General features: G+C 73.8%; 20 protein-coding genes. 6 read left to right on the top strand and 14 right to left on the bottom strand.

Going from position 1 to position 23,377, the window contains the following annotated elements:
• Positions 1-129: 129 nt before the first annotated feature.
• The 3 genes from AC4MBH_RS16540 to AC4MBH_RS16530 all read left to right on the top strand — a co-directional run bounded on the left by AC4MBH_RS16540 (position 130) and on the right by AC4MBH_RS16530 (position 3,273).
• On the top strand, positions 130-1,569 hold the full coding sequence (locus tag AC4MBH_RS16540) for an APC family permease (protein WP_491796097.1): 1,440 nt from the start codon (positions 130-132) through the stop codon (positions 1,567-1,569).
• Positions 1,569-2,042: a universal stress protein gene (locus tag AC4MBH_RS16535; protein WP_491796095.1), complete on the top strand. Its 474-nt coding sequence runs from the start codon at positions 1,569-1,571 to the stop codon at positions 2,040-2,042. The genes AC4MBH_RS16540 and AC4MBH_RS16535 overlap by 1 nt, the downstream gene beginning before the upstream one ends.
• Before the next feature lie 112 nt (positions 2,043-2,154).
• Positions 2,155-3,273 (top strand): AGE family epimerase/isomerase, encoded by a 1,119-nt coding sequence (locus tag AC4MBH_RS16530; protein ID WP_491796093.1) that lies wholly within the window; start codon positions 2,155-2,157, stop codon positions 3,271-3,273.
• A 7-nt stretch (positions 3,274-3,280) separates the two neighbouring features.
• On the opposite strand, the gene AC4MBH_RS16525 is transcribed toward AC4MBH_RS16530, so the two are convergent.
• From AC4MBH_RS16525 to AC4MBH_RS16500, 6 genes are all read right to left on the bottom strand, one after another.
• Entirely contained in the window at positions 3,281-4,315 is a 1,035-nt protein-coding gene (locus AC4MBH_RS16525) for a hypothetical protein (RefSeq protein WP_491796091.1), read from the bottom strand.
• A gap of 115 nt (positions 4,316-4,430) precedes the next feature.
• A complete protein-coding gene (locus AC4MBH_RS16520; RefSeq protein ID WP_491796089.1) occupies positions 4,431-5,153 on the bottom strand; it encodes an SDR family NAD(P)-dependent oxidoreductase in 723 nt (240 codons plus the stop codon).
• Positions 5,150-5,725: a GNAT family N-acetyltransferase gene (locus AC4MBH_RS16515; protein WP_491796087.1), complete on the bottom strand. Its 576-nt coding sequence runs from the start codon at positions 5,723-5,725 to the stop codon at positions 5,150-5,152. Before AC4MBH_RS16515 ends, AC4MBH_RS16520 begins: the two co-directional genes overlap by 4 nt.
• A 4-nt stretch (positions 5,726-5,729) precedes the next feature.
• A complete protein-coding gene (locus AC4MBH_RS16510) occupies positions 5,730-7,589 on the bottom strand; it encodes a glycosyl hydrolase family 18 protein (protein WP_491796085.1) in 1,860 nt (619 codons plus the stop codon).
• A gap of 313 nt (positions 7,590-7,902) precedes the next feature.
• Complete coding sequence (locus tag AC4MBH_RS16505) at positions 7,903-8,400, bottom strand: hypothetical protein (RefSeq protein ID WP_491796083.1); 498 nt, start codon at positions 8,398-8,400, stop codon at positions 7,903-7,905.
• Positions 8,401-8,494: 94 nt separating this feature from the next.
• Positions 8,495-11,926 (bottom strand): ATP-binding protein, encoded by a 3,432-nt coding sequence (locus tag AC4MBH_RS16500; protein WP_491796082.1) that lies wholly within the window; start codon positions 11,924-11,926, stop codon positions 8,495-8,497.
• A 323-nt stretch (positions 11,927-12,249) separates the two neighbouring features.
• Here AC4MBH_RS16500 and AC4MBH_RS16495 point away from each other — a divergent pair, with 323 nt between their 5' ends.
• On the top strand, positions 12,250-12,816 hold the full coding sequence (locus tag AC4MBH_RS16495) for a CGNR zinc finger domain-containing protein (RefSeq protein ID WP_491796080.1): 567 nt from the start codon (positions 12,250-12,252) through the stop codon (positions 12,814-12,816).
• Here the strand turns inward: AC4MBH_RS16495 and AC4MBH_RS16490 are convergent.
• The 8 genes from AC4MBH_RS16490 to AC4MBH_RS16455 form a co-directional block, all read right to left on the bottom strand.
• Positions 12,809-14,917 (bottom strand): glycosyltransferase family protein, encoded by a 2,109-nt coding sequence (locus AC4MBH_RS16490; protein ID WP_491796078.1) that lies wholly within the window; start codon positions 14,915-14,917, stop codon positions 12,809-12,811. The genes AC4MBH_RS16495 and AC4MBH_RS16490 overlap by 8 nt on opposite strands.
• Positions 14,914-15,291, bottom strand: a complete 378-nt coding sequence (locus AC4MBH_RS16485) for a hypothetical protein (RefSeq protein WP_491796077.1) — start codon at positions 15,289-15,291, stop codon at positions 14,914-14,916. Before AC4MBH_RS16485 ends, AC4MBH_RS16490 begins: the two co-directional genes overlap by 4 nt.
• Entirely contained in the window at positions 15,288-16,241 is a 954-nt protein-coding gene (locus tag AC4MBH_RS16480) for a glycosyltransferase family 2 protein (protein WP_491796075.1), read from the bottom strand. The genes AC4MBH_RS16485 and AC4MBH_RS16480 overlap by 4 nt, the downstream gene beginning before the upstream one ends.
• A 70-nt stretch (positions 16,242-16,311) precedes the next feature.
• Entirely contained in the window at positions 16,312-17,604 is a 1,293-nt protein-coding gene (locus tag AC4MBH_RS16475; protein ID WP_491796073.1) for a TolB-like translocation protein, read from the bottom strand.
• A 134-nt stretch (positions 17,605-17,738) separates the two neighbouring features.
• Positions 17,739-18,062 (bottom strand): thioredoxin, encoded by a 324-nt coding sequence (trxA, locus tag AC4MBH_RS16470; protein ID WP_491796071.1) that lies wholly within the window; start codon positions 18,060-18,062, stop codon positions 17,739-17,741.
• Between the two features lie 20 nt (positions 18,063-18,082).
• A complete protein-coding gene (locus AC4MBH_RS16465) occupies positions 18,083-19,066 on the bottom strand; it encodes a hypothetical protein (protein ID WP_491796069.1) in 984 nt (327 codons plus the stop codon).
• 186 nt (positions 19,067-19,252) lie between these two features.
• Positions 19,253-20,092, bottom strand: coding sequence for an alpha/beta fold hydrolase (locus AC4MBH_RS16460; protein ID WP_491796068.1), 840 nt, complete (start codon positions 20,090-20,092; stop codon positions 19,253-19,255).
• Positions 20,093-20,773: 681 nt separating this feature from the next.
• On the bottom strand, positions 20,774-21,244 hold the full coding sequence (locus tag AC4MBH_RS16455; RefSeq protein ID WP_491796066.1) for a hypothetical protein: 471 nt from the start codon (positions 21,242-21,244) through the stop codon (positions 20,774-20,776).
• A gap of 134 nt (positions 21,245-21,378) precedes the next feature.
• Between AC4MBH_RS16455 and AC4MBH_RS16450 the strand changes: the two genes are divergently transcribed.
• Entirely contained in the window at positions 21,379-22,665 is a 1,287-nt protein-coding gene (locus tag AC4MBH_RS16450) for a sensor histidine kinase (RefSeq protein ID WP_491796064.1), read from the top strand.
• Entirely contained in the window at positions 22,662-23,372 is a 711-nt protein-coding gene (locus AC4MBH_RS16445) for a response regulator transcription factor (RefSeq protein WP_491796062.1), read from the top strand. Before AC4MBH_RS16450 ends, AC4MBH_RS16445 begins: the two co-directional genes overlap by 4 nt.
• The last annotated feature ends 5 nt before the right edge of the window (positions 23,373-23,377 follow it).

Raw genomic sequence — 23,377 nt, 5'->3', positions numbered from 1 at the left:
CGGGACGTGGCGCCACGGACCTCTCCGGCGCCGCAAGACCGGGGGGACCGGATCGGTCGAGCTGATTGACAACGGGCCTGTGACGCGGTGGGGTCGGGGGCCATACTTCCCCCGATTCGAGGTGCGGCCGTGGCCGACAGTTCCTCAACCGTTGCTGACGACAGGTCCGACGAGGGCGAGCTCAAGCGCTCCATCACCGGCCGGCAGCTCTTCTTCTACACGCTGGGCGACGTGCTGGGCTCGGGCATCTACGTGCTCATCGGCCTCGTCGCCGCCGCCGTGGGCGGGGCGTTCTGGCTGGCGTTCGGCGCCGGGGTCGCGGTCGCGGCCATCACCGGATCGGCGTACGCCGAGCTGGTGACGAAGTACCCCCAGGCCGCCGGGTCCTCGCTCTACGTCCAGAAGGCGTTCGGCAACAAGGCGCTGACGTTCCTGGTCACCGTGTCGTTCCTCGCGGCCAGCTTCGCGGCCACCGGCTCGCTGGCCGCCGGCTTCTCGTCCTACTTCGGGGAGCTGTGGGACGCGCCGCCCGCGCTGCTCGTCTCGCTGGTCTTCGTCGCCGTCCTGGTGCTCATCAACTACATCGGCATCACCGAGTCGGTGGTCGCGAACATGATCATGACCTTCGTCGAGCTCAGCGGCCTGGTCATCGTGGTCATCATCGCGATCATCTACATCGCCCAGGGCAACGCCGACTTCGGGACGCTCACCGAGATCAGCGTCGCGGGCAACCCGGCGCTGGCCGTCCTGGCCGGCGTGGCGCTCTCCTTCTTCGCCATGACCGGTTTCGAGAACACCGCCAACGTGGCCGAGGAGACCATCGACCCCTACAAGGCCTTCCCGCGCTCGCTCGTCGGGGGCATGGTCGTGGCGGGTGTCGTCTACGTGCTGGTGTCCATGGCCGCGGCCCTCACCGTGCCCACCGACGAGCTCGCCTCCTCCGACACGGCCCTGCTCGAGGTCGTCCGGCAGGGCATCCTGCCGTTCTCCACGGACCTGATGCTGAACATCTTCACCGTCATCGCACTGGTGGCGATCACCAACACGGCGCTGGTCACCATGGTGACCCAGCCGCGCATCCTCTACGGCATGGCTCGCGAGGACGTCGTCCCGGCGGTCTTCGGCAAGATCCACCCGACCCGGCGAAGCCCCTGGGTCGGCCTGCTCTTCGGCGGCCTGGTGGTGGGGGCCCTGCTCGTCGCCGGGACGCTGGTGCTGGAGGCCGGCGGCAACCTCGACCTGGTCGGGCGGCTCGCCACGGTGACGGTCGTCTTCCTCCTCGCGATCTACGCGCTCGTGATCGGGACGTGCCTGAGGCTGCGCGGCCGCGACGAGCACGACCGTGCGTTCCGCGCCAACACCCCCCTGCTCGTCCTGGGGCTGCTGGGCAACCTGGCGATCCTCTACTACGCGGTGTACGACGACCCGAAGTCCCTCCTCTGGTGCGCCGCGCTGCTCGCCATCGGCGGGGTGCTGTACCTCGCGGAGAAGCTCGTCGGCAGCAGGAAGTCCGGATCCGCCGGCACCCCCGGCTCAGCCACCACCTCCGACGGGTCAGGAGACCACTGATGCACGTCATCGTCGCCACCGACGGCTCCAAGCAGTCCCTGGCTGCCGCACGCCACCTGAAGTCCTTCGCCGACCCGGCCGCCATCACCGACGTCACCGTGATGGCCGTCATCCGTCCGCTGGCCGCCGTGGCCTTCGCCGACGAGCTCTCCGCCGGCGACCGGAAGGCGTCCTGGGAGACGCTGTCCTTCCGGGACGCGGCCGAGAACGCCGTCGCGATCATCGCTGCCGAGTTCGAGGGCTGGGGACCCACGGTGCACCGGCGCGTGCGCTCCGGCTCGCCCGCCAACGAGATCATCAAGGCGGCCAAGCAGCACGACGCCGGGTTGGTGGTCGTCGCCGCAGGAGCCCGGGGGATCAGCGAAGGCGTGCTGATCGGCAGCACCGCCCAGCGGGTGCAGCACTACGCCCCGTGCCCCGTCCTCGTCGTACGCCCACGACCCAAGAAGTCGCAGAAGTCGAAGAAGTCCTGAGCCGGTCGGTGGGAGCCTGCGGGAAGCGCGTACCGCGCTGGACCGCGACGAGAGGACCCGACCGTTGAGCCGACCAGGATCTGCCCGTCACCGCGATGCCGAGCTGGCTCGCATGCTCGAGTTCGCGGCGAGGTCCGCGGTGCCAGGCGGCTTCGCCTGGCTCGACGACGCGGGTCGCCCCGTGCCGGAGCAGCACCTGCAGATCTGGATCAACGCCCGGATGACGTACGTGTTCGCGCTGGCGGCCCGGCTGGGCCGGGGGCACGAGGACCTCGCCGAGCACGGCGTCCGGGCGCTCGAGGACTCCTTCTCCGACCCGGCCCACGGCGGTTGGTACCACACGGTCGCCTACGACGGGAGCGGGCCGATCGACGACACCAAGAACTGCTACGACCACGCGTTCGTCGTGCTGGCTGCCAGCACGGCCACGACCGCGGGCATCGCCGGCGCCGATGACCTGTTGCGCCGGGCCCTCGCCGTCCACGAACGCCACTTCTGGGACGACGGCGCCGGGGCGTGCCGCGAGAGCTGGACGGCGGACTGGTCGACCGGTGAGGACTACCGCGGGGCCAACAGCAACATGCACACCGTGGAGGCCTACCTCGCCGCAGCGGCCGCCACCGGCGAGGACGTGTGGCGCCGACGTGCGCTGTCCATCCTGACCAAGGTCATCGACGACCGGGCACGGGCGAACGGGTGGCGGGTCGTCGAGCACTTCGACCGGGACTGGAACCCGCTCCTCGAGTACCACCTCGATCGCCCACGCGACCCGTTCCGCCCGTACGGCGCGACCCCCGGGCACGGTCTCGAGTGGGCGCGCCTCGCCGTGCAGGCCGAGGCTGTCCTCCCAGCACCCCCGTCCTGGCTCCTCCCGGCAGCCGAGGCGTTGTTCGCACGGGCGCTCGCCGACACCTCCGACGGCGACGCCCTCGTCTACACGACCGACTGGGCGGGCCGGCCGGTAGTCGAGGAACGCTTCCACTGGGTCCTGTGCGAGGCGATCAGCGCCGCCGACGTCCTCGCCCGCCGGACGGGTGACGCCAGGTACCGCGGGCACGCCGACGCCTGGTGGGCTCTCGCCGACCGGGCGTTCGTCGACCCCCGCGGGTCCTGGCGCCACGAGCTGGCCCCCGACCTGGGTCCGTCCAGCCACACCTGGTCGGGCAAGCCCGACGCCTACCACGTCGTCAACGCGCTCGTGCAGCCCGACCTGCCCCTGGGTGGGCACTGAGCCTGCGTCAATCGGCGTGCGTGAAGACCAGTGTGCCCCTGATGTCCTGCCAGGTGGTGGGCTGGCTCTCGGCGTGCTCGGCTTCCACGACCTCGTAGACGACCTCGTCCGGGTTCCGCCTGATCTGCTTCAGCAGCAGGGAGTCGATCGCGTCGGCGTCGTAGCTCTCGACCCTGGTGCCGGCCGCACAGCCGTTCTCCCGCAGTGGTGTGGTGGTGATCTTGTTGGTGCTCGTGTAGGGCAGCTGCGTGATCAGGCGCAGCTCGGTGTGGTCGGTGCGGGCGAACTTTCCGTAGAAGACGTCGTAGTAGGGGTGCCCAGTCTGACGGATGGCGCCGCCCCCGTGAGAAGTGCCTTGCTCGTTGGTGCGGCAGTCTGCTGAGACGTCCACCTCGGTGCGGGTGCCGTCGTAGGTGTAGGCACTGTCGATGCTCTGGAAGGCGCTCCAGCCCTCCATGTTCTCATCGACCTCGACGTCGAAACCCAGCTGCAGCCGGTCGGACGTGTTCACCTTCGAGCCGCCGTTGACCACCTCGCGGGCTCGGGTGAAGGTGAGCTCGCCGCTCAGCCGGCCCTCCCACGGCGCCTCCAGCACGCTGATCCGCCTCCCGGGCTTGCAGTTGTTGGGTCTGCTGGCGTCCCGCCCGCCCGGGGTGGCGCACGCGAGCACGTAGTACGTGCCTGCCGCTACCGACCTCGGCACACGGATCCGTCCCTTGACGGTGACCTGCCGACCGGGGGGCAGGCCCTGGGCGCGGGTGCGGGGGGACACGGCGACGTCGTTGCCGGCCCGTACGTCGCGGGAGAGCAGGAAGCGCACCTGCGCCGGCGAGGCGGCAGCGCGGCCACGGTTGGCCACACGGGCAGTGGCAGCCAGCGTCTGACCGGCGGTGACCATGCCCGGTGAGGCGACGGCGAGAACAGCCGTGTCCGGCAGCCGAGCCGGTCCGGCCTCGGCAGGCACGACGGCGGCCAGGCTGGCTGTGGTCAGCAAGGCGGCCGAGATCGAGAGGGTGGCGCGTACTCGTGTGCTGTGGGTCATGCAGCAGATGGTGCGCGCGCCGGCTGGGGTCCTGCTGGGCTCGCACTGTGGTGTCCGGTGCTGCCGCGCACCGGCCTGGCGTCGAAGGCCGACATCACCGGACCGGCCGCACGGCTCAGGTGAGGTTGAGCCCACCGTCGAGGACGACGACCTCGCCGGTCACGTAGTCCTGGGTCGCCAGCCAGGCAACCGCGTCCGCCACGTCGGTCGGGGTCGCGGCCCGTTGCATCGGCGCCCGCTCGCGCCACAGCGCCTGGGCCTGCGTCCACGACGCGGTCATCGGGGTGTCGACCAGGCCGGGCGCGACGGCGTTGACGCGGACGTCCGGCCCGAGGGCGGCCGCCAGCAGGCGGGTCACGTGGTTGAGCGCGGCCTTGCTGGCGGCGTACGGGATCGAGGCGCCCTTGGGCCGGACGCCGGCGTGGCTGGTGACGTTGACGATGCAGCCGCCGGACCGAGCGAGGTACGGGGCCGCCACGGTGGCGATGGTCCACGGCGCGACGAGGTTGACCTCCAGGACGCGGCGCCACTCGTCAGCGCCGGCTGCCGCGAGGTCGGCGTGCGGGATGGGCCGGCTGGTGCCGGCGTTGTTGACCAGGACGTCGAGCCGGCCGGCCCCGTCGAGCGCCCGCGCCACCGCCTCGGCGGCCGCGTCGGCATCGGCGAGGTCAGCCTGGACGTAGGCGCCGCCCAGCTCAGCGGCGAGCCGTTCGCCGACTGCCGGGCTCCGGCCGGAGTGCACGATGACGTGCATGCCGCTGGCGGCGAACCTGCGGGCGATGCTCTCGCCGATGCCGGAGGTGCTCCCGGTCACGAGCGCGACGCCTCGGTCCGTCACCGGACCCACTCCTCGGCCAGGACGGCGTAGTGGCAGCCGTCCAGCCACCCCCGCGAGCGGTGCAGCGACTCCTTCACCCCGTGCGCCTCCCGTCGCATGCCGATGCGCTCCATCAGCCGCCACGAGGGCTCGTTGTCGAGGAAGCAGCTCGCGCGGACCCGGTGGACCGCGAGCTGGTCGAAGCAGGCGGTGACGGTCGCGGCGACCGCCTCCGTGGCCAGCCCGCGCCCGCCGTGGGCCGGATCGATGACCCACCCGACCTCGGCGGTGGCGAGCCGACCCTCGTCGGCGACCTCGGCCTGCGCCCAGGCGTCGTGCAGGTGGAGGTAGAGGTCCCCCACCGTCGTCCCTGCGTGCTCGACGACGAGCGTCCGCGCGAGACGCACCGGCTCGAGGAAAGCGGACGCGTAGGCCTCGAAGGTCCTCGTGGCCCGCGGCAGCCACTCGTGGACGTCGGGCAGCCGGCGGTAGGCCCACGTCGTCAGGAGATCGTCGCTGGTCGCCGGTCTGATCGAGAGCCGCGCGGAACGGATCGGCCAGGCCACCCCGCCTCGACGGGTCGGTTCGGTCATCGGGTCACCGGCCCAGGAAGTGGTGCTTGACCGAGGCCAGGAGGGGGTTGGTGCCCGTGTCGGGCAGCCAGCCGTAGTTGATGGTCCACAGGATGGTCCCGCCCGCGCCGGTGCGCTCGACCCAGTCCGCCTTGGCCGCGATGGAGCGCTCGTCTTCATAGGTCAGGAAGCCGGCCGGTTCGCGCGGCGGGAGGCCGCCCTCGACCGGCGGCACGTAGCCGGCCTCGCCGTACTCCTCGTAGGTGCGGTAGGTCGCCTGGGCCTCCTCGTCCCAGTGACCGGTGCCGTGGTCGAGGTAGCCCATGCGTTCCAGCCCGGCGAAGCTCAGGGCGACGTCCTCGGTCTCCCAGATCTCGTTGCCCTCGGTCGGCTGACGCGGCCCGGTGATCCTCGGACCGAAGTAGACGCCGTAGAACCCGATGCCGATCCCGACGCGGGCACGCGGCACGCCCGACGCGACGTAGGCCTGGACGCTCGAGGCGATGTCGACGGGGTGCGTGCCGGCGGCGCCCGAGAGTGCGCCGGAGAACCAGGAGTCCCAGCCGGCGCCGTTGTAGGTGGTCCCCACCCCGTAGGTCATCAGGTTGTACTGGTCCACCGCCCGGGCGATGTCGGCCTGCCAGCTGCTGACACGCCCGTCCTCGAGGTCGTTGATGCTCACGGCGTAGCCGGGGAAGGTGATGAGGACCGGCGTCGTCCGGTAGCGGGCGCGGGTCGCTGCCTCGACGCGCACGTCCTCGATGAAGGCCATCAGACGGCGTTGGGCCTCGGCCCCGCGGACCGGACGGGACGGGTCGGCCTCGCCGCACCCCGGCTCGCCCTGCAGGCAGTTCTCCCAGTCGACGTCGAGGCCGTCGTAGTCGTGGGCCACGAGGTGGTCGACGACTGCGTCGACGAACGCCGCACGCCGCCGGTCCGCCGTCGACAGCATGAACCCGCGGCCGTCGCCCCCGTCGCCGCCCAGCATGAGCAGGGCCTGGGTGCCCGCGGCGTGCGCACGTGCCACGAGGTAGTCCTCGACGCTGCTGCGCCCGTCGGGCGCTCCCCCCGGCTCCTGCGCCGAGACCGCCCCGAGCTCGACGCCGCCCGGACGTCCACCCAACGAGCCCCCGCCCGGCGCGATCCTGCCGAACACGAAGTGCGTCATCGCGTCCATGTCGACCGACTGCGGCGGGTACGACCAGTCCCAGAACCAGCCGGCGTAGTAGCCGGTGACCCACGGCTCGCCGCTGGGACCGGCGCCGACCACGCGGACCGGGTGCCCGGCCGACACCGACGCCCGCGCACCACGCCAGGCACCGGTGACGGCCCGGTACGTCGTGTCGGTGTCGAGTCGAGCGACGAACCCGGCGCTCCCCCGGGCGTCCTGCCGGTCGCGCTGCACCGTCGACCACGACGAGCCGGACCGGCGCTGCAGCACCACCACCCGGCCGGGGCGGGCCGGGAAGAAGGTCGCGCGCAGTCCCACCGGCAGGCCCGGGGACGTCGCCACCGACCCGAGCAGCCGCGCCCGCTGGACCACGGGACGAAGCCGCGTGAGCCTCGACGTCCACCGCGGCAGCGGCGCCCCCCGCCCCTCGGCCGACGCCGGCGCGAGGACCCGGTAGGTGGCGCGGTGCGCGCGGATCGAGAACTCGTACTGGCCCCGCCCGTCGGTCCGCGAGCTCGCCACGGCCCTCCACCCGGCGCCGACCCGCTCCTGCAGCCGGACCGGACGACGGGCTCGCTGCGGGACCGCGCCGTCGACGATCACGACCTCCCCTGCGACCACCGGCGCCGTCGCGCGCACGGAGGTCCTGGCGGTCATCGCCGTCGCCGCTGCCTCGGTGGGCGGCGAGCCGTGCGAGACGGCGGGGACAGACATGGGCGCGACGAGCGCGACGAGCGCGACGAGGGCGGGGAGCGCGGGGACACGGATGCGGCTGGTGGGGAGCGCACGCGGCACGGGCTGCCGGGCTCGGTGCGCGCAGGCGGTTGGTGGCGGTATCGAGCCCATCGGGTTCCTCTCGAGCGGGTCGGCGACCGGGCCAGCGTCGGACCCCTCCCTGTGGTCGCACTGCGATCGCGCTGCACCCTCGTCCAGCGCAGGGCCGAGGGGACGTCGTCGCAGCTGCGCCGCGGCCACGGCGCAGCGAGCAGCGAGCAGCGAGCGGCGGCGGGGACGGAGTCCTGCGTCGTCAGCTCTCGCGGTCTCCGAGGGCCTGCGCCGACGGGGACGCAGCGGCGCCGAGCACGCACTCGTGCTCGTGCTCGAAGGCGCGGTCCAGGCATCCGGCGGCCGCCTCGATCCGCGCCCGCGCCGTGGCGACGGCGTCCTCGTCGCGGGTCGTGGCGAGGCGCCCGAGGACCGTGCCGCACGACGCGACGATCCGCACGACCACGTCGGCCCGGGTCGGCGTCGCCGCTCCATCGGCATCGTGCTGCTGCGCGGCCGGTCCGGGGACGTGGTCCTGCTCCCACTCCAGGTAGAGACGGACGAGGGAGGCGAACAGCTTCCACCGCGTACCGAGGGCCGCCCACGCCTGCCGGTCGGCGACGGGGGTGGCGCCGACCTCGTCGACGAACAGCCGCAGCTCCCGGCGCAGGCCGGCGCGGACGGTGACCAGGACCCTCAGGTCGGCCTCGACCGCAGCTCCACTCATCCCGGTCCCAGGTGCCTCGTCGATCCGGCCCACGGCCCGCCTCCTCGCGTCGGCCCGAGCATGCCCGCGGGACTCCGACCGCGCTGCGGACGGACTGCGACCGCGGGTGACGGCTCGGCCGGCGCGCCTAGAACCCGTGCGCGACCCGGAGCTCGGTGAGCCAGGCCGAGGCCCGGGGCATCCCCCACGTCCGGCACTGCTCGAGCGCCTGGCCGGCGTAGGACGACGCCTGGTCGGCTCGGCCCGACCCCGCCGCGGCCAGCGCGAGGAACGCGTCGACCGGCCCCAGCACGGCGGTGGACCCGGCCGATGCCACGCCACCGGAGTAGGGCAGCAGCCAGTGGTACATCCGCTCGGCCAGTCCGGGTACGTCGAGGCGGAGGGCGATCTCGGCGCTGACGGCAGCCACCACCATGCCCATGTAGGTCTCGTCGGGCTCGGCCGTCGGCATCGAGGCGTAGAGCTGCGCAGCCGCGTCCACCAGGCCGAGACGGTGCAGCGCCATCACGGCGAAGAGCTCGAGCGGCGCCTCGGGGTGCGGCGATCCAGCGGCAGCCGCCTCGACGAACTCGGCCGCCCGCCCCTGCCACATCAGCACCATCATCCGGGACGCCGCGACCGCGGCCGGGAGGTTGGAGTCGCTGACGAGGTCCTGCAGCTCGACCACGCGCTGCAGCGACCGCTCGGCCTCGTCGTCGCGTCCGGCCAGCAACCGCATCGGGAGGCGCAGCAGCTCCAGCGTCATCACGACCGTCGCGAACCCGTTCCGCTCGGCGAGGTCGAGGGACTGGTTCAGGGCGACCTCGGCCTGGACCACCCTCCCGGTCTCGACCAGCGAGATCGCGAGCATCGCTCCGCTCGTGGCCTCGAAGCGGAGGTTGCCGGTCCGTCGGGCCAGGTCGAGGGCCTCGGCCGCCACATCCAGACGCCACCGGGCCGTGGCCGGACGCCACCGCGCGGAGTACGCCTGGTGGAGCGCCAGGCACCGGAGCTCGTCGTCACCGCTCGCGGCCGCGATCGCCAGGGCCTCATCGACGAGCGCGTCCAGCTCCTCGGTCGACGCGATGTAGAAGCTGCCCGTCGCGATCGTCAGCAGGATGCGGCACCGGAGGGCGTCGTCGTCGGGGTCGACGATCTCCAGCGAGCGGCGCAGGGCGTGCACGAGGTCGCCGGAGACCGTGCCGTAGCGCTGGACGTGCCAGATGGAGCCCACCGGGAGGCTCGTCGCGGCCCGCGCGGCGAGCTCGGGCTCGTGCATGCGCTCAGCGACCGCGATCGCCTCGATCACGGCGACCGCCGCACCGTTCCAGTCCGAGGCGAGCCGGCAGGCGCTGGCGCGCCGGTCGAGGAGGTCGAACCGGTCGCGGTCGGTGCTCTCCAGGTCGAGACGCTGCGCCCGCAGCGCCTCGGCGAGCAGCCCCGCGGCCTCCTGGAAGGCGAAGACCGTCTCCGCCCGCGCGGCCGCAGCGGCGGTGGCCCGCCAGGCTCGCCCGGCGTGCTCGGGACCGGCGGCCCGCCAGTGCCGCGCGACCTCGCCGCGGGCCTGCGCGTCGTGGGTCGCCGACTCGAGGGCCGCGGCGAGGCGCGCGTGCCACGCACCGAGGTCGACGGGCCGGATCCCTCCCAGGATCGCGTCGCGGACCAGCGCGTGCGTGAACAGCCAGGTGCCGTCGGGACGCTCGCGCAGGATCCCGGCCGCCCGCGACGGCTCGAGGGCGCTGAGGACGCCGGTAACGCCGCCCGACGCGTCGGCGCCCGCGCGCGCGACGAGCTCGGGCGCGAAGGAGCGGCCCGCCACCGCCGCGACCTGCAGGGCGCGCACGGTGTCTGCGGGGAGCGACTCCAGTCGTCGGCGGACCAGGCCGGCCAGGGACGGCGGCACCCCGTCGTCGCCCGGGCCGGCCGCCCGGAGCAGCTCCGAGACGTAGAGAGGGTTGCCTCCGGACCGCTCGTGGAGCAGCGCCAGGCCGGCAGACGTCACCGGAGCGTCGGCCAGCCGGTCGGCCAGGGTGGAGACCTCCTCGGCGCTGAGTCCGCGCAGGTGCAGCCATCGTGCGCCGGCCCGCGTCAGGCTGGCATCGAGGTCAGTGGTCCTCGCCGCGCCCTCGTCGCCGCGCCGGTTGACCAGCAGCATCAGGGGGACGTCGACCGAGTGCTCGACCAGGTGCCGCAGGACCCGCAGGGTCGTGGGGTCGCACCAATGGGCGTCCTCGACGACCAGCAGGAGTGGCGTGGTGGCGGCCACGGCGTGCACGAAGTCGGACAGGGCGTCGCACAGCGCGAACCGGCCGGCCTCGACGGCGTCGTCGTCGCCGGTCAGTGCCTCGGCGCGAGGGATCGTCGGGACCGCGACGGAGGTCCGCGCTGACAGGTCGGAGAAGGTCTTCGTCAGGGCCCACAACGGAGGTGCTCCGTCGTCGTCCACACCGCGGACGGTCGCGACCTCGCCGAGGCCCTCGTCCCGCACCCACCGGACGAGCTCTGCCGTCAGCCGTGACTTGCCGATCCCCGCCTCGCCCACCACGACGCAGAGCCGGGTGTGGCCGGCGGCGGCCGAGCGCATCGCGTCCTCGAGCACCGCGAGCTCCTGCGCGCGTCCGACCAGCGGCACCGGGTGCGTGCCGGGCGCGGTCGGCTCGCGCGTCGGGAGCGGCCGGGGCACCGGACGACCGTCGGGCGACACCTCCGGGTGGCGCCCCGCCGACGGGCGGGCGCGCCCGGGACGTAGATCCACGGTGCCGAGGACGGAAGGGTCCTGCCGGAGCACGTCCTCCTGCAGCTTCGCGATGGCGGGAGTGGGATCGATGCCCAGCTCCTCACCGAGCGTGGTGCGCAGCCGGCCGAGCACCTCGAGCGCGTGCGCCTGTCGGTCGCTCCGCACGAGCGACACGGCCCACAGCCCCCACAGCTGCTCCCGCAGGGGGTGGGCGTCCACGAGCTCCTCCAACGCCGCTGCCGCCCCCGCGGCACGACCGAGGGCGAGGTCGACGACGGCTCGGGCGGCGCGCGCGTCGATGCGTAGCGAGTCGAGCCGTCGACGCTCGGCCGTGGCCGCCGTGACGTCGTCAAGGTCGGGGTAGGCGTCGCCGCGCCACATGCCCAGCGCGGCGTCGAGGTCTTCCTGCAGTGCCTCCGCCTCGGACCCCTGGACGTCGTCACGGATCAGGGCGGGACGCATCGGGTCCGCGAACGTCCGCTGGAATGCCTGCCCGCGAAGGACGACCGACTCGAACCGGTTCGCGTCGATCTGCTCGGGACGGAGGTCGAGGCGGTAGCCCCCGGGTCCGTGGACCAGCACCTGGCACGCCGCGCGCGGCCTTCGGTCCGGCTCCAGCGCCCTCCTGGTGAGGGCGACGTAGCCCTGCAGGGTGCTGCTCGCGCCGGGCGACGGCGCCCCGCGCCAGATGACGTCGATGATCCGCTCGGCCGGCACCGTCTGGCCGCGCCACAGCGCGAGGACGGCCAGCAGGCTGCGCAACCGTCGGGCGCTGAGCGCCACCGGGGACCGATCGACGAGCGCGAGGCTGGGCCCGAGCACCCCCAGCTGGACCTCCGCCATCCGCACTCTCCACATCATCCGTGCCAGTTACCTGACCACGGCATGCAGCGTAACCGAAGGGCGAGCCGGGAGCCTCCGGAACCTCCACCGGGCCTCCCCCGCAGTGCCGACGCGGTGCGGCCCGAGCGGAACCACAGCGCGTCCTGGGACGGTGCTAGCCGGCGGTCGGATCCCCCCTCCAGCCGCCAGGGGGTCCGTCCCGGTCTCGTCCGTGGCCGGGGCGGACCCGCACACCCGAGCTGATCCGCGACGGGCTCCGTTACCATCAGGACCCGACTGCTGGTCACCACGATCGGCGTCGTCGTGGCCAGCACGGAGGTGGGATGGATCCCGACAGGCCGGCACCCGGCAGGCTCGAGCTGGTCCGCCACGTCCTCAACTCCGACGACCGCTTCCACCGCGTCGACCACGCCCTCGACGTGGACACGCTGTCGCGCTACCTGGCGGCGGGCGACGCGCCCTGTCGTCTGGACGACGCCCACGAGGTGGCTGCCTTCCGTGGCTTGCGGGACGCCGTGCGCGCGATCCTCCTCGACCCGTCCCCCCGCGCCGCGCTCCTCCTCGACCGGCTGCAGACCGACTGCTCCTACGTCGTCCGGTTCGACGAGCACGGCCGGGCGTCGCTCGTGCCGGACCCGAGGCGCACGTCGACCGATCTCGAGCGCTTGTGCGCCGACGTCGTCAGCGCCGTCCTCGAGGCCCAGCTCGACGGTCGCTGGGACCGCCTGCGGGCGTGCCGGCGGTTCGACTGCGCCTGGATCTACTACGACGCCACCCCGGCCGGTTCGGCCCGGTGGTGCTCCAGCGATCCCTGCGGCAACGTGATGAAGACGCGCGCCTACCGGTCCCGCAAGCACCGCGAGTCGTCGGTGCATCCGGCTCCTAGATGAGCGGGCCCACCGACTTGGCGTAGGCGGAGGCCATCAGGTCCGGCGCCCGACGACGCGCAGCCGCCAGCGCGGAGCGGCGGGCGGCGACGGCGCCGTCCGGGTCCTCGACGAGGTCCCGCAGGGCCCCGCGCACGGTGTCTCGCAGCGGGGCGTCGGACCCAGGCACGAACAGGCGCACGTGCGGTTCGTCGCGTTCCTCCGCCACCGTGCCCACCTCGGGCGCGACGACGGGCAGCCCGAAGGTCTCGGCGAGGCGGAACGCCCCCGAGTTCAGGACCCGGTGGTACGGGAGCACTGCGAGGTCGGCGGCACGCAACCACACCTGCACCTCGTCAGCCGGGACGTGCTCGAAGCGACCGACCACTCGGCGTGCGGCACGACACCGTTCGACGACCTCCTGCACCCCGGGCTCGGCCGAGGGGCGGCCCGCCACGAGCAGGCGCAGGGTGGGGTCGTCGGTCGCCAGGCCGTCGAAGACGTCGAGGAGCTCGGGCAGGCCCTTGTACGGCCGGATCCCTCCCAGCGTCACGAGCACCTTCTCCTGGGGCGCGAGGCCGAGCCGGTCGCGGGCGGCGTCCACGCCGATCCAGTCGGGGTACGCGCCGACGTAGCTCGAGTGCGGGATCACGACCGTGCGCACCGGGTCGAGGTCGTAGTAGTCCCGGGCGGCCTCAGCGGTCGCCGTCGACATGACGTGGATGACGTCGGCCTCCTGCGCCAGCAGCCTGCCGATCTGCACCTCCGCCCAGCCGTGCCGCGCGTCGTGGGGGAGCACGTTGTGGATGCTCCACACGAGGCGACCGCCCCGCCGCCGGAACAGCCGCAGCTCGCGGTCGAACGCGTCGAGGGCTTGGGCCGCCCGGAACGGCCCGTCCGCCCACTGCAGGATCGGCGCGGTCCAGTGCACGTGCAGGGTGCCGGGCCTGCCAGGTCGCTCGATCTGACGTCTGAGGTGCTGCGGCAGGTCCGTCACGGGCACGGCGTAGCCGTCGACCTGGTCGAGCCGCGCGACGAGCAGCTCCTGGTAGGGGTTGCCGTGGTAGTCCGGGAAGTAGTGCAGCGCCCGGGCGGGAGCCGGAGCCTGCACGGCCCGGGCCCGGCCGAGCAGCTCGACGAAGGTGCGCGCGCGGGTCCGCCAGTCGTGGCGCGCGCGGACCTCCTCGCCCAGGACGTCGGCCCGCCGCCGCACCCCGGCGGGGTCGTCGCGCAACGCGCCGAGGACCCGGGAGAGGCCGGCCGGCCCGTCGTAGCGGGGGACGTCGGGGAGGCCGAGCGCCCGCACCCCGAGGAGGCCGTTGACGACCGGCAGGCTGCCGCACGCCGCGCTCTCGAAGAACCGGCTGTTCAGCGCGCCGTAGCCCACCGTGGTGGCGTTCATGTCGTCGATGACGACCGCGGCGCTGCGGTACAGCGCGGGCAGGGCGAAGTAGGGCACGGCTGGCCGGTGCCAGCGCAGCACGTCGCGGCCGGCACCGCGGGCCTCGCCGTACCAGGCGACGTCGGCGTCGTCCGGGAGCTCGCCGAGACCGAGGTGCACGTCGCGGTAGGTGCCCCAGCAGTGAGCCGTCGTGACGGCGGTGGCCGTCCGCGGCCCCGGGTCGCCGGGCGGGTGGAACAGGTCGGTGTCGACACCGATCGGCAGGACGTCGCCGGCACGACCCGTCACCCGGGCCAGTCGGCGGGCGGCGTGGACGGAGGAGGCGAGCACCTGGTCGTAGGCGGACGTCTGCGACTGCCCGGCCCACCGGTCGACCTCGTTGCGCACCCAGGCCACGCGCCAGGCGCCGTGCGGGATGTAGGAGGGGTCGACGTGCGGGAGCATCGCGACGAAGACGTCGGCGTCGTCGACGAGGTGCCACTGGTCGCGGTCGACGAGCCGGACGCCGAACCCCAGCTCCACCAGCGCGAGGCCCAGGCCGGCCGCCACGTACACGTCACCGCGCCCCTCGTCGAGGTCGAGGGTGTAGACGGCGAAGACGACCGTTCCGGCCGCGCCGGCGGCGTGCTCGCCCGCGATCAGCGCCTCGTAGCGAGCGCGGGCGCCGAGGTCCTGGCCCGGGGGGTCCGGCAGGGCCACCGGCCCGGGGCGGCGGCGCCTCACCGCGGGTCCCGTGCCGGACGCAGCCGCTCCCGCACGGCTGCGGACGCCCGGACGGCGGGCAGCGATCGGAACCGGTCGACCTCGGCCTGCAGGGCGGCCGCCCGGCTCTCCGACTCGACCGCTCGTCGGCGCAACCGCTGCACCCTCTCCCGAAGCTCGGCGTTGAGCGCGCGTTGGCGTCCCAGCCGCTCGTCGCGGTCGGTGAGCTCCACCGCGCCGGCGGCCATGTCGGCGGCGTTGGCCCGTCGCTCGGTCTCGATCAGCCCGCGCAGGCGCTCGACCTCGGCCCGGAGCCGCCGGAGCTCGGCGTTCTCCTCCACCCGGTCGTCGGGGCCTGGCGGGTCCGTCGGGTCCGTCGGGGTCGAGGTGCTCACGACGCGTCCCTCACGAGGAGCGGTGCCGGTACCTGCTCGTGGTCGTCGCAGCGACCGTCGACGCCGGCACGGGCGTCGGCCTTGGCCCGGGCCACGAGCGAGTCAAAGGTGTCGACCCACGAGGGCGCGATCCGGCCGACCCGTTCGCGCCCCGGCTCGAGGAAGGACCGGTCGAGCGCGACGAGAGCACGCTCACCGTCGATGCCCAGGCAGTCCTGGGCGAACAGGTAGCGGTTGCGCGTCATGTAGTAGAGGTAGTACGGCTGCGGCAGAGCACCGCTCGAGCGCTTGTGGTGCGTCATCCGCGCCGCACGGTGCGTCTGGGTGCGCCACCCGGAGCGACGCGCGCGCAGGCACCAGTCGACCTCCTCGTGGTAGAGGAAGTAGCGCGTGGGGAGGAGGCCGACGTCCTCGAGGACCGCCCGCCTCACCAGCATGGACGCGCCGGTCACGTAGTCGACGTCGACGGTGTCGACCGGCAGGCCCCGCGGAGACGCGCCGAGGTGGAGGTGGCGGGTCGTCGCGTCGTCGGCGTCGACCACGCCCCCGTCGAACCAGACGCGCGGGCGGCCCGCGGCGTACAGGATGCGCGGACCGACGACGCCGCAGTCGGGCGTGGCGTCGAGCGCCTCGCGCAACCTGGGAAGGGTGCTGGGCTCGACGACGGTGTCGGCGTTGAGGATCCAGACCAGGTCGCACCCCCGTTCGAGGACCCGGGCGATGCCCACGTTGTTGCCCGCCGCGTAGCCCAGGTTGTCGCCGGTCGCCACCGTCTCGGCACGGCCGCCGACCGCGTGCCGGAGCACGCCATGACGTCGGTCGTCCCGACCGTTGTCCACGACGACGACGTCGAGGTCGAGGTCGTGCGAACGCTCGAGCGAGGCCAGGCAGCCCAGCGCGTCGTCGGGTGCGCCGAAGCTCAGGATGACCACCCCGGTCGCCGCGCTCATGGCGACGCCTCCTCTCGTCGTGCTCGTGCTCGCACCGCGCCGCCTGCCCCGGGATCGGTCAGGAACGCCGTCACCTGACCGCACGCGGGGCCGCCGTCGCGCTCGCGGTCCGGTGACCCGGCTTGCGGGCCGTGACGCGGACCGTGAGGCGCCTCCCCCGGTCGGCCCGGACCACCTGGTGGGACCGGGTGGCCCCGCCCTTGATGGCCTTGCCGTTGCGGAACCACTGGAACGCGAACGACGAGGGGGTCGGCGACCAGCGGCCGACCGTCGCGCTCAGCCTCCGGCCCACCTTGGCGACCCCGGCGATGACGGGGCGCGACTCGTTGCGCAGCGCGCGCGGGGCCGGGGCGCTGAGGCCGGCACGGGACCACTCGGGCTCGGAACCGCCGCGGATCAGCAGCCGCTGGGTGGCGGTGCAGTCGTCGACGCCGGCCTTCACCCAGATGCCGTCGTCCTCCTGCCAGGCGAGGGAGTCGCTGTCCGGCGCCCAGGTGGGGCTGATGATCCCCGGCTCGGGGATCCCGCAGAACAGGTCGGGCAGGCCGGGGGCCGGGCCCTGCTTGGCCGACCCGTTGACGTCGTACCAGACCATCGCGGTGTCCTCGTCGTAGCCACGGATCGCGACGAGGTGCCGCCCGTCGGGCGAGAGCTCGGTGTCGCTCAGGTCGGTGGCCGGCGAGTGCATCAAGCGGTCGTCGAACCAGTACTTCGGCTCCGACCCGAGGTCGTGCAGCTGCACCTGCGAGTCCCACCCGCCCGTCTCCAGGGTCCTGGTGTTGGTGACCCACGACGGGTCCCAGAAGTACGTCGGGTCGCCCGCCGGCGCGAAGTGCGTCGCCCGGGTGAACCCGGTGGCCGAGCACGGGTCCCCTCCGGTGCACTCCTGCGAGAACGTGTAGGCGATCCGCGCGCCGTCGGGCGAGATCGCCAGGTCGACCGGCGTCCCGTCGATGTCGTCGCCGGACCCGGTGTGCAACGGCCGTGGGTCGATCGTGCCGAGCACCCGCCCGCTCTGGTCCATGCGCACGATCCGGTTGTTGTGCGCCGCGACCACGGTGCCGCCGTCGGACTGGCTCGGCGCGCCGTAGGGGAACGCGAACGTGCCGTCGGTGGTCAACGGCCGCGCGCCCGACCCGTCCCCGCGGGAGATCCAGACGTCGTGGTCCTTGATGAAGACCAGCGTGCCGATCGAGGCGGCGGCACGATGGACGCCTCGTGCCCCGGCGCCCGATCCCTCATGGGCGCCCGCGTCAGGCACGCCAGCCGTCAGGACGACCGAGGTGGCGGCCGCAGCCACCAGCATCGCTCGGAGCCGGCGCTCCGCCGTCGCGTGGGCCGGTGCGGCCGAGGTGCTGAGCATGAATTGCCTCCAGTTTCCGTGGGGTGGTTCGTGGTCGGAAGTGCCACCCTCGCCCGGCCCGCTGCGTCCGCACTGCGGCATCGCTGGGGCCGGCAGCGGCACCGGTGTCACGGCCGTGGGCGGTGACGGCCGGGTCAGAGGAAGTAGGCGAGGTCCTGGACCAGCCGGGCCTTCGGACGCGCACCGACGATGGAGCGCACCAGCTCGCCCGAGTGGTACAGGTTGAGCGTCGGCAAGCCGCGTACGCGGTAGGCAGCAGCGGTGGCCGGGTTCTCGTCGACGTCCACGGTCACGACGGTGAGCGCGTCCCCGTGCTCGCGCGCCAGCTGTTCGAGGACGGGCGCGACCTGGCGGCACGGCCCGCACCACTGGGCGGTGAAGTCGACGAGCACGGGGCGGTCGGACTGCAGCACGACGCGCTCGAACTCGGCGTCGGTGACGGCGGTGATCTCGGTCATCTCGGTCTCCTCCGTCCTCGTCAGAGGCGGATCGTCTGGCGGAAGGTCCTCGTGACCCTCCCGGTGCGGTAGGTGACCTCGAAGCGTGCGCCCCCGCTGCGGGCGACGGACGCACGGAGCGTGTGGCCGAGGGCCACCGCGAGCGTCTCGGGGCGCCGGGGTCGCATCGACTCCCGCGTCGTCACCGAACCTGCGCCCGCCAGTGGCCGCACGGCCAGGGTCGCCGTGCAGTCCGTGCCGCAACCCGCGACGACGCTCGCGCGGGCGGCCGCCCTGGCCAGGCGGGCCTTGGTCGGCGCCTGGAACACGTCGATGTCCGGGACCAGACGAAGCGTGAGCGTGCCGACCAGGTCGTAGAAGCAGTACTGGTCGTCGTTCCCCGCGTACCCAGGGCAGTCCTCGACGGGCAGCCGGTGCTTCAACGGCACCCGGATCCGGGGGGCCCCGACCTGGGAGCGCGGGACGGTGACCGGGACCGGGACGGCCGGCAGCCCCAGCACCTCGGTGCGAGGGGTGGGGTCGTCGGTGCTGACGCAGACGATGGGGGCGCGAAGGGTGTGGAAGGCGAAGAGGGTCGGACGACCGTTCACCGGGACCAGGGTCGGCGGCACCGGTCCCGCCGGCGACACCGACTCCCCCTCGCACGTCGTGACGATCCCGCCGTCGTCCCTGGCCGAGTCCCGGGAGGCCCAGCCGGACGTCGTCAGCCGGCCACGGCCGTAGCCGCCGAGCAGCGTGGTGTCGGCGAAGCGCACGTTCGGCACGGTCCCGGAGACCTTCACCCGTGCGAACGAGCGGGAGTAGTTCCCGCTCTCGTGCTCCGCGCTCTGGTCGAGCCCGAGCGTGGCGGTGAACGAGGCGGCGTAGCGCGTGTGGACGGGCTGCCTCCTGGGCTCGGCCGGGGCAGCCGGGGCAGCCGGGTCCGCGACCGCGACGACGCTCCCTCCCAGCAGCACGGGCACGACGAGGAGGACGACGAGGGTGAGCCGATGGACGCTTCGCATGGTGGGCTCTCAGGGTCGGGGAACGGGTCGGGCACACGATGGAGACCGGTCCTGCGGATGCGCTGCGGCGCCGCTGCGCCGCCGCGCGGGTGGGCCACGCCCAGCAGGTCCGGACGGCCCGCAGCGCGCCCGACCTGGGGCGTGTCTCCCTATCCAGGGTGGATGCCAGGGGACAGGGAGACCGCCCTAGCCGCGCTCGCGTGCGGGCAACCCGTCCCAGAAGGTCCGGAGGAGGGCCGCCACGGCTTCCGGTTGCTCGAGGGGGGCGAGGGTGCGGGCGCCCGCCACCACCTCGACGCGGGCGCCGGGGGTGCGCCGTGCGGCGGCTGCGGCGTCCTCGGGGCTCCAGTCGCCGCGGTCGTCCGAGGCGACGAACAGGCTGGGAACGACGATGTCGGTGAGCTCGTCGGCGACGTCGACACGGTTGAGGACGAAGGAACCGAGCGCGGCGGACATGCTGGCGCGTCCCGGCCGCCCCAGGCTGTCCAGGACGGTACGGCGCACGGCGGCGTCGGCCTGCGAGCGCTCGGTCAGCATCGCGTCGAGGATGGCGGCACGGACCGGGCCGACCGGGCCGAGCACGCGCAGCAACGGTCGCAGCAGCCGGATCCGGCCGCGCAGCGCGGGGCTGATCGGCTGGCTCGGAGCGCTGATGGCCACCAGGCTGCGCAGCACCCCCGGACGGGCCGCGAGCTTGAAGCCGACGTGGCCGCCGAAGGCGTTGCCCACCCAGTCGACGGGCTCGGTGATGGACAGCCCTCCGAGCAGGTCGGTCGCCGCGTCGGCGGCCTCGGCGATGTCGCTCTCGCGTCGCAGGGGCTCGCTGCGACCCAGTCCGGGACCGTCGACCAGCACGTAGTGCCGGTCGCGGGCGAGGTGGGGCAGGAGGCGGTCCCACGTGTGGCTGTCGACGAACATCGAGGGCCACAGGACGGTCGGGTACCCGGCGCCGACGGTGCGGACGTGCAGGGCGCCGAGGCGAGTGGGGACGGCGGTGGTCCGCTCGTCGGTGGGCAGGGTGGTCATGTCGCATCCTCCGGTGGGCGGGACGCCGCGCGATGCGGTCGGTCTGAGCACCCAGCATCGCGACCCGACTGGGCCGGGACTGCGGTCCGGCTGCGGCGCCGACGGCTACGGGCAGGAGGGTCGGCGGGGCCCGGCGCGTCGTCGTGGATGAGGTGGACCAGCTGTCGCCACACCAGGGCGACGAAGAGGGCCGACCCGGCGAAGGCCACCCAGATCGGCGCGACGACACCCCCACGCTGGGCGACGACCCCACCGACCGCCGCCCCCCGGCGACGAGCCCGCCGTACACCGCGATCAGGTCGACGCTCCCGACGCGTCCTCGCAGCCGGGAGGCTGACTCGCCGCGTGATCCACCCGGCGACCAGCACGGCGTGCCCCACGCAGCGACATGCCGCCCCCGCAGCGAAGAGGAGTGCGCCCAGTGGCGGGCCGGCCGTCTGGTTGACCGTGATGAACCCGGTCTGGATCCCGGGGTTGGCGACCGCGAGGTCGCCGCGGTGGACCAGCATCGGGACGAGGGTGCCGCTGGTGCTGTCGGCGAAGACCTCCGCGGTCGACCACGACGATGATCGCGCGGCGGTCCAACCGATCCGTCACGACGCCGGCCCCAGCCCGAAGAGCAGGGGCGGCAGCACGCAGTCAGCTCACACGCGGGCCGGACCTCGTCCCTGCTGCCCGGGCTCAGCCGGCGGCGGGGGTGCAGGCGGTGCCGGCCTCGGCGAACAGGCTGGCGTCGGCCGGGTCGATCCCCTCGGGGCGCTCCTCGGCGATCGCCTCGAGGGTCTGGGCCGAGGCGCCGTCGTAGAGCTCGTCGACGAAGCACGTGGCGGTCTCCTCGACGATGTCCGCCGGCAGCTCGACCGGGGACTGACCCTTGATGACGGCCTCGTAGCCCGCGATGACGTCCTCGCGCGCCGGCTTGCCGTCCTCCCCGCCGCCCTCGCCGGTCTCGGGCTCGGGCTCGGTCTCGGGCGCCGACTCGGACCCGGTCTCGGGCTCGGACTCGGTCTCGGGAGCCGACTCGCTCGGGCTCGCGGCCTCGCTGGACGAGCCGGTGCCACCGCCGTCGGGCTCGTCGTCGCCCCCGCAGGCGGAGAGGACTCCCAGGCTCAGCACGGTGAGCGCCACGGCTGCGGACAGTCGGATCTTCATGGTCCTCCTTCGGATGCGCGGCCCCGATGGCCGGCGACGCCCCAACCTCCCGCGGCCCCGTGCCCCCACGGAACCAACGAAACCGCGGAATCCGTGCTGCCGGGCGGGTCGACGCTCCGGCAGGATGTGGCCTCGTGAGTCGAGGATCCGCCCCGCACGGGGCCGCCGAGGGCGTCCTGCCGGGGCCCCGGACCTGGTCCTGGGTCAGGGGCGGCGGGCCGCCCACGACGGTCGCGGGCGCGGAGAGCGCCGTGGTGCTGCTCGTGATCGGGGTACGGCTCGGGACCCTGGTCCAGGGTCTGCCCTCGCTGCCCGGTGGCGTGTCCAGCTCGCCCGCGCCCGGCTGGTACGTCGCCTCCTGGGCCGCCGCAGCGGCCACCGCCGTCACGGTGAGCCTGGCGTCGTACCGCCGGGGCCGTGCGCTGTCGGACCGGGCGCACGCCGCCGACATCGCGATCGCCGTGGTGATCGTGCTGCTGGGCCCGTGGACGGTCTCGGCCGACGACCGGATCGGGTCCTGGGAGGGCTTCCAGCCGGGCTACGCGCTGTCGGTCGTGATGTCGATGGCCGTGATGCACCACGGCGGCGTGTGGCTGGCCGGTCTCGGCGCCATCGTCGCGGCGGAGGTCTGCTACCTGGCCTCGGCCTTCGACACCGCGAGCCCCACGACGATCCTGGGCAACCTGTCCACCGTGATCGTCCTGGCCATCGTGGGGCGGGGCAGCGTGCAGTACCTGCGGCGGGTGGCGGAGGACGCCGACGACGCCCGGGCCCGCGCTTCGGAGCTGGCGCGGGTCCAGGAGGAGCAACGCGCTCAGGTCGCCATCCACAACGGTGCCGCGGTGATGCACCTGTTGGGGGACCCCTCCCTCGACGACGTCACCCGCGACCGGCTGCTCGAGCAGGCGCAGTACGAGGCGACGCGGATGCGCGCCTACCTGCGCGGGGTGCCGCGGTCCGACCTCGACGTCACCGTCGACGTCGCGGGCCCGCAGCCCCTCGCCGACGTGGTCAGCCGCAAGTGCCGGGAGTTCGACGACCTGACCATCGAGGTCGCCCTCGACCTGGGCCAGGGCGTCCTGGTCGAGCCGACCGTCGCGGAGGCCGTCGAGAACGCGCTGACGAGCCTCCTGCTCAACGTCCGGAGGCACGCCGGCGCCCGGCTCGTCGTCGTCCACCTCGACGCCGGCGACGAGTTCCCGCCGACGGGATGGGTGCTGACGGTCCACGACGACGGCCACGGCTTCGACCCGGCCGACGTCGCGCTGGGGGTCGGGCTCCGCGAGGTGGTCCTCGGGGAGCTCGGGCGGCACGGTCTCGACGTCCACCTCGACTCCACGCCCGGCGGCGGGACGACGGTGACCGTGGCCGGAGGTGTCGCCGGCTTCCCCGGTGCCGGAGCCCGGGAGGCGGTCCGATGACCGAGCGACCGACCGCCGTGGTGGTCGACGACGCGACGGTGATCCGGCAGTCGATGCCGGCGCTCATGCCGGCCTTCGACATCGTCGGCTCCTACTCGCGCGTCGAGACGCTGATCGCGGAACGACCGCACGCCGACCTCGTCATCCTCGACCTCCACCTCGTGAACTCGACGCAGCCGTCGGCCCGGCAGGGGGTGGCCGCGGTGCGCGCCGTCGTCGCGGCCGGTTACCGCGCGTGCGTCTACAGCCAGGAGGAGCGACGGTTCGTCCTCGCGGCCTGCCTGGCGGCCGGCGCCACCGGCATCGTGTCGAAGTCCGAGCCGGTCGAGTCGGCGCAGAGCATGTTCCTGGACGCGATGGCCGGCCAGATCGTCGTACCGCAGGCGATCATCAGCCTGATGGAGCTGCTCGTGCGCCGCAACTGCATCACGATCCTCGGGGAGCGACAGCGACAGGTGCTGGCCGGACGGGCGCGCGGGCTCACCTACGCCGAGCTGAGTCGCTCGCTGTTCCTCTCCGAGTCCACGCTGCGCGGCTACTGGCGCGAGCTGACGCTCGGGGTCTCGCGCTACCTGCAGGCCACCACGCCGTCGGACATCGAGAGTGCGCTCGGCCTCGGCCCGGGGGACCTGCTCGAGTTCTGGCCCGGCACCACGCCGGAGCCGAGCGACGCCGCCGCCTCGCGGGACTGGTGGCGCCTGCGCTGACGCCG

The organism is Nocardioides sp. WJ219 (assembly GCF_058559815.1).
Note: the sequence above shows the minus strand (reverse complement) of the source record. Positions and strands in the feature narration are given on the sequence as shown.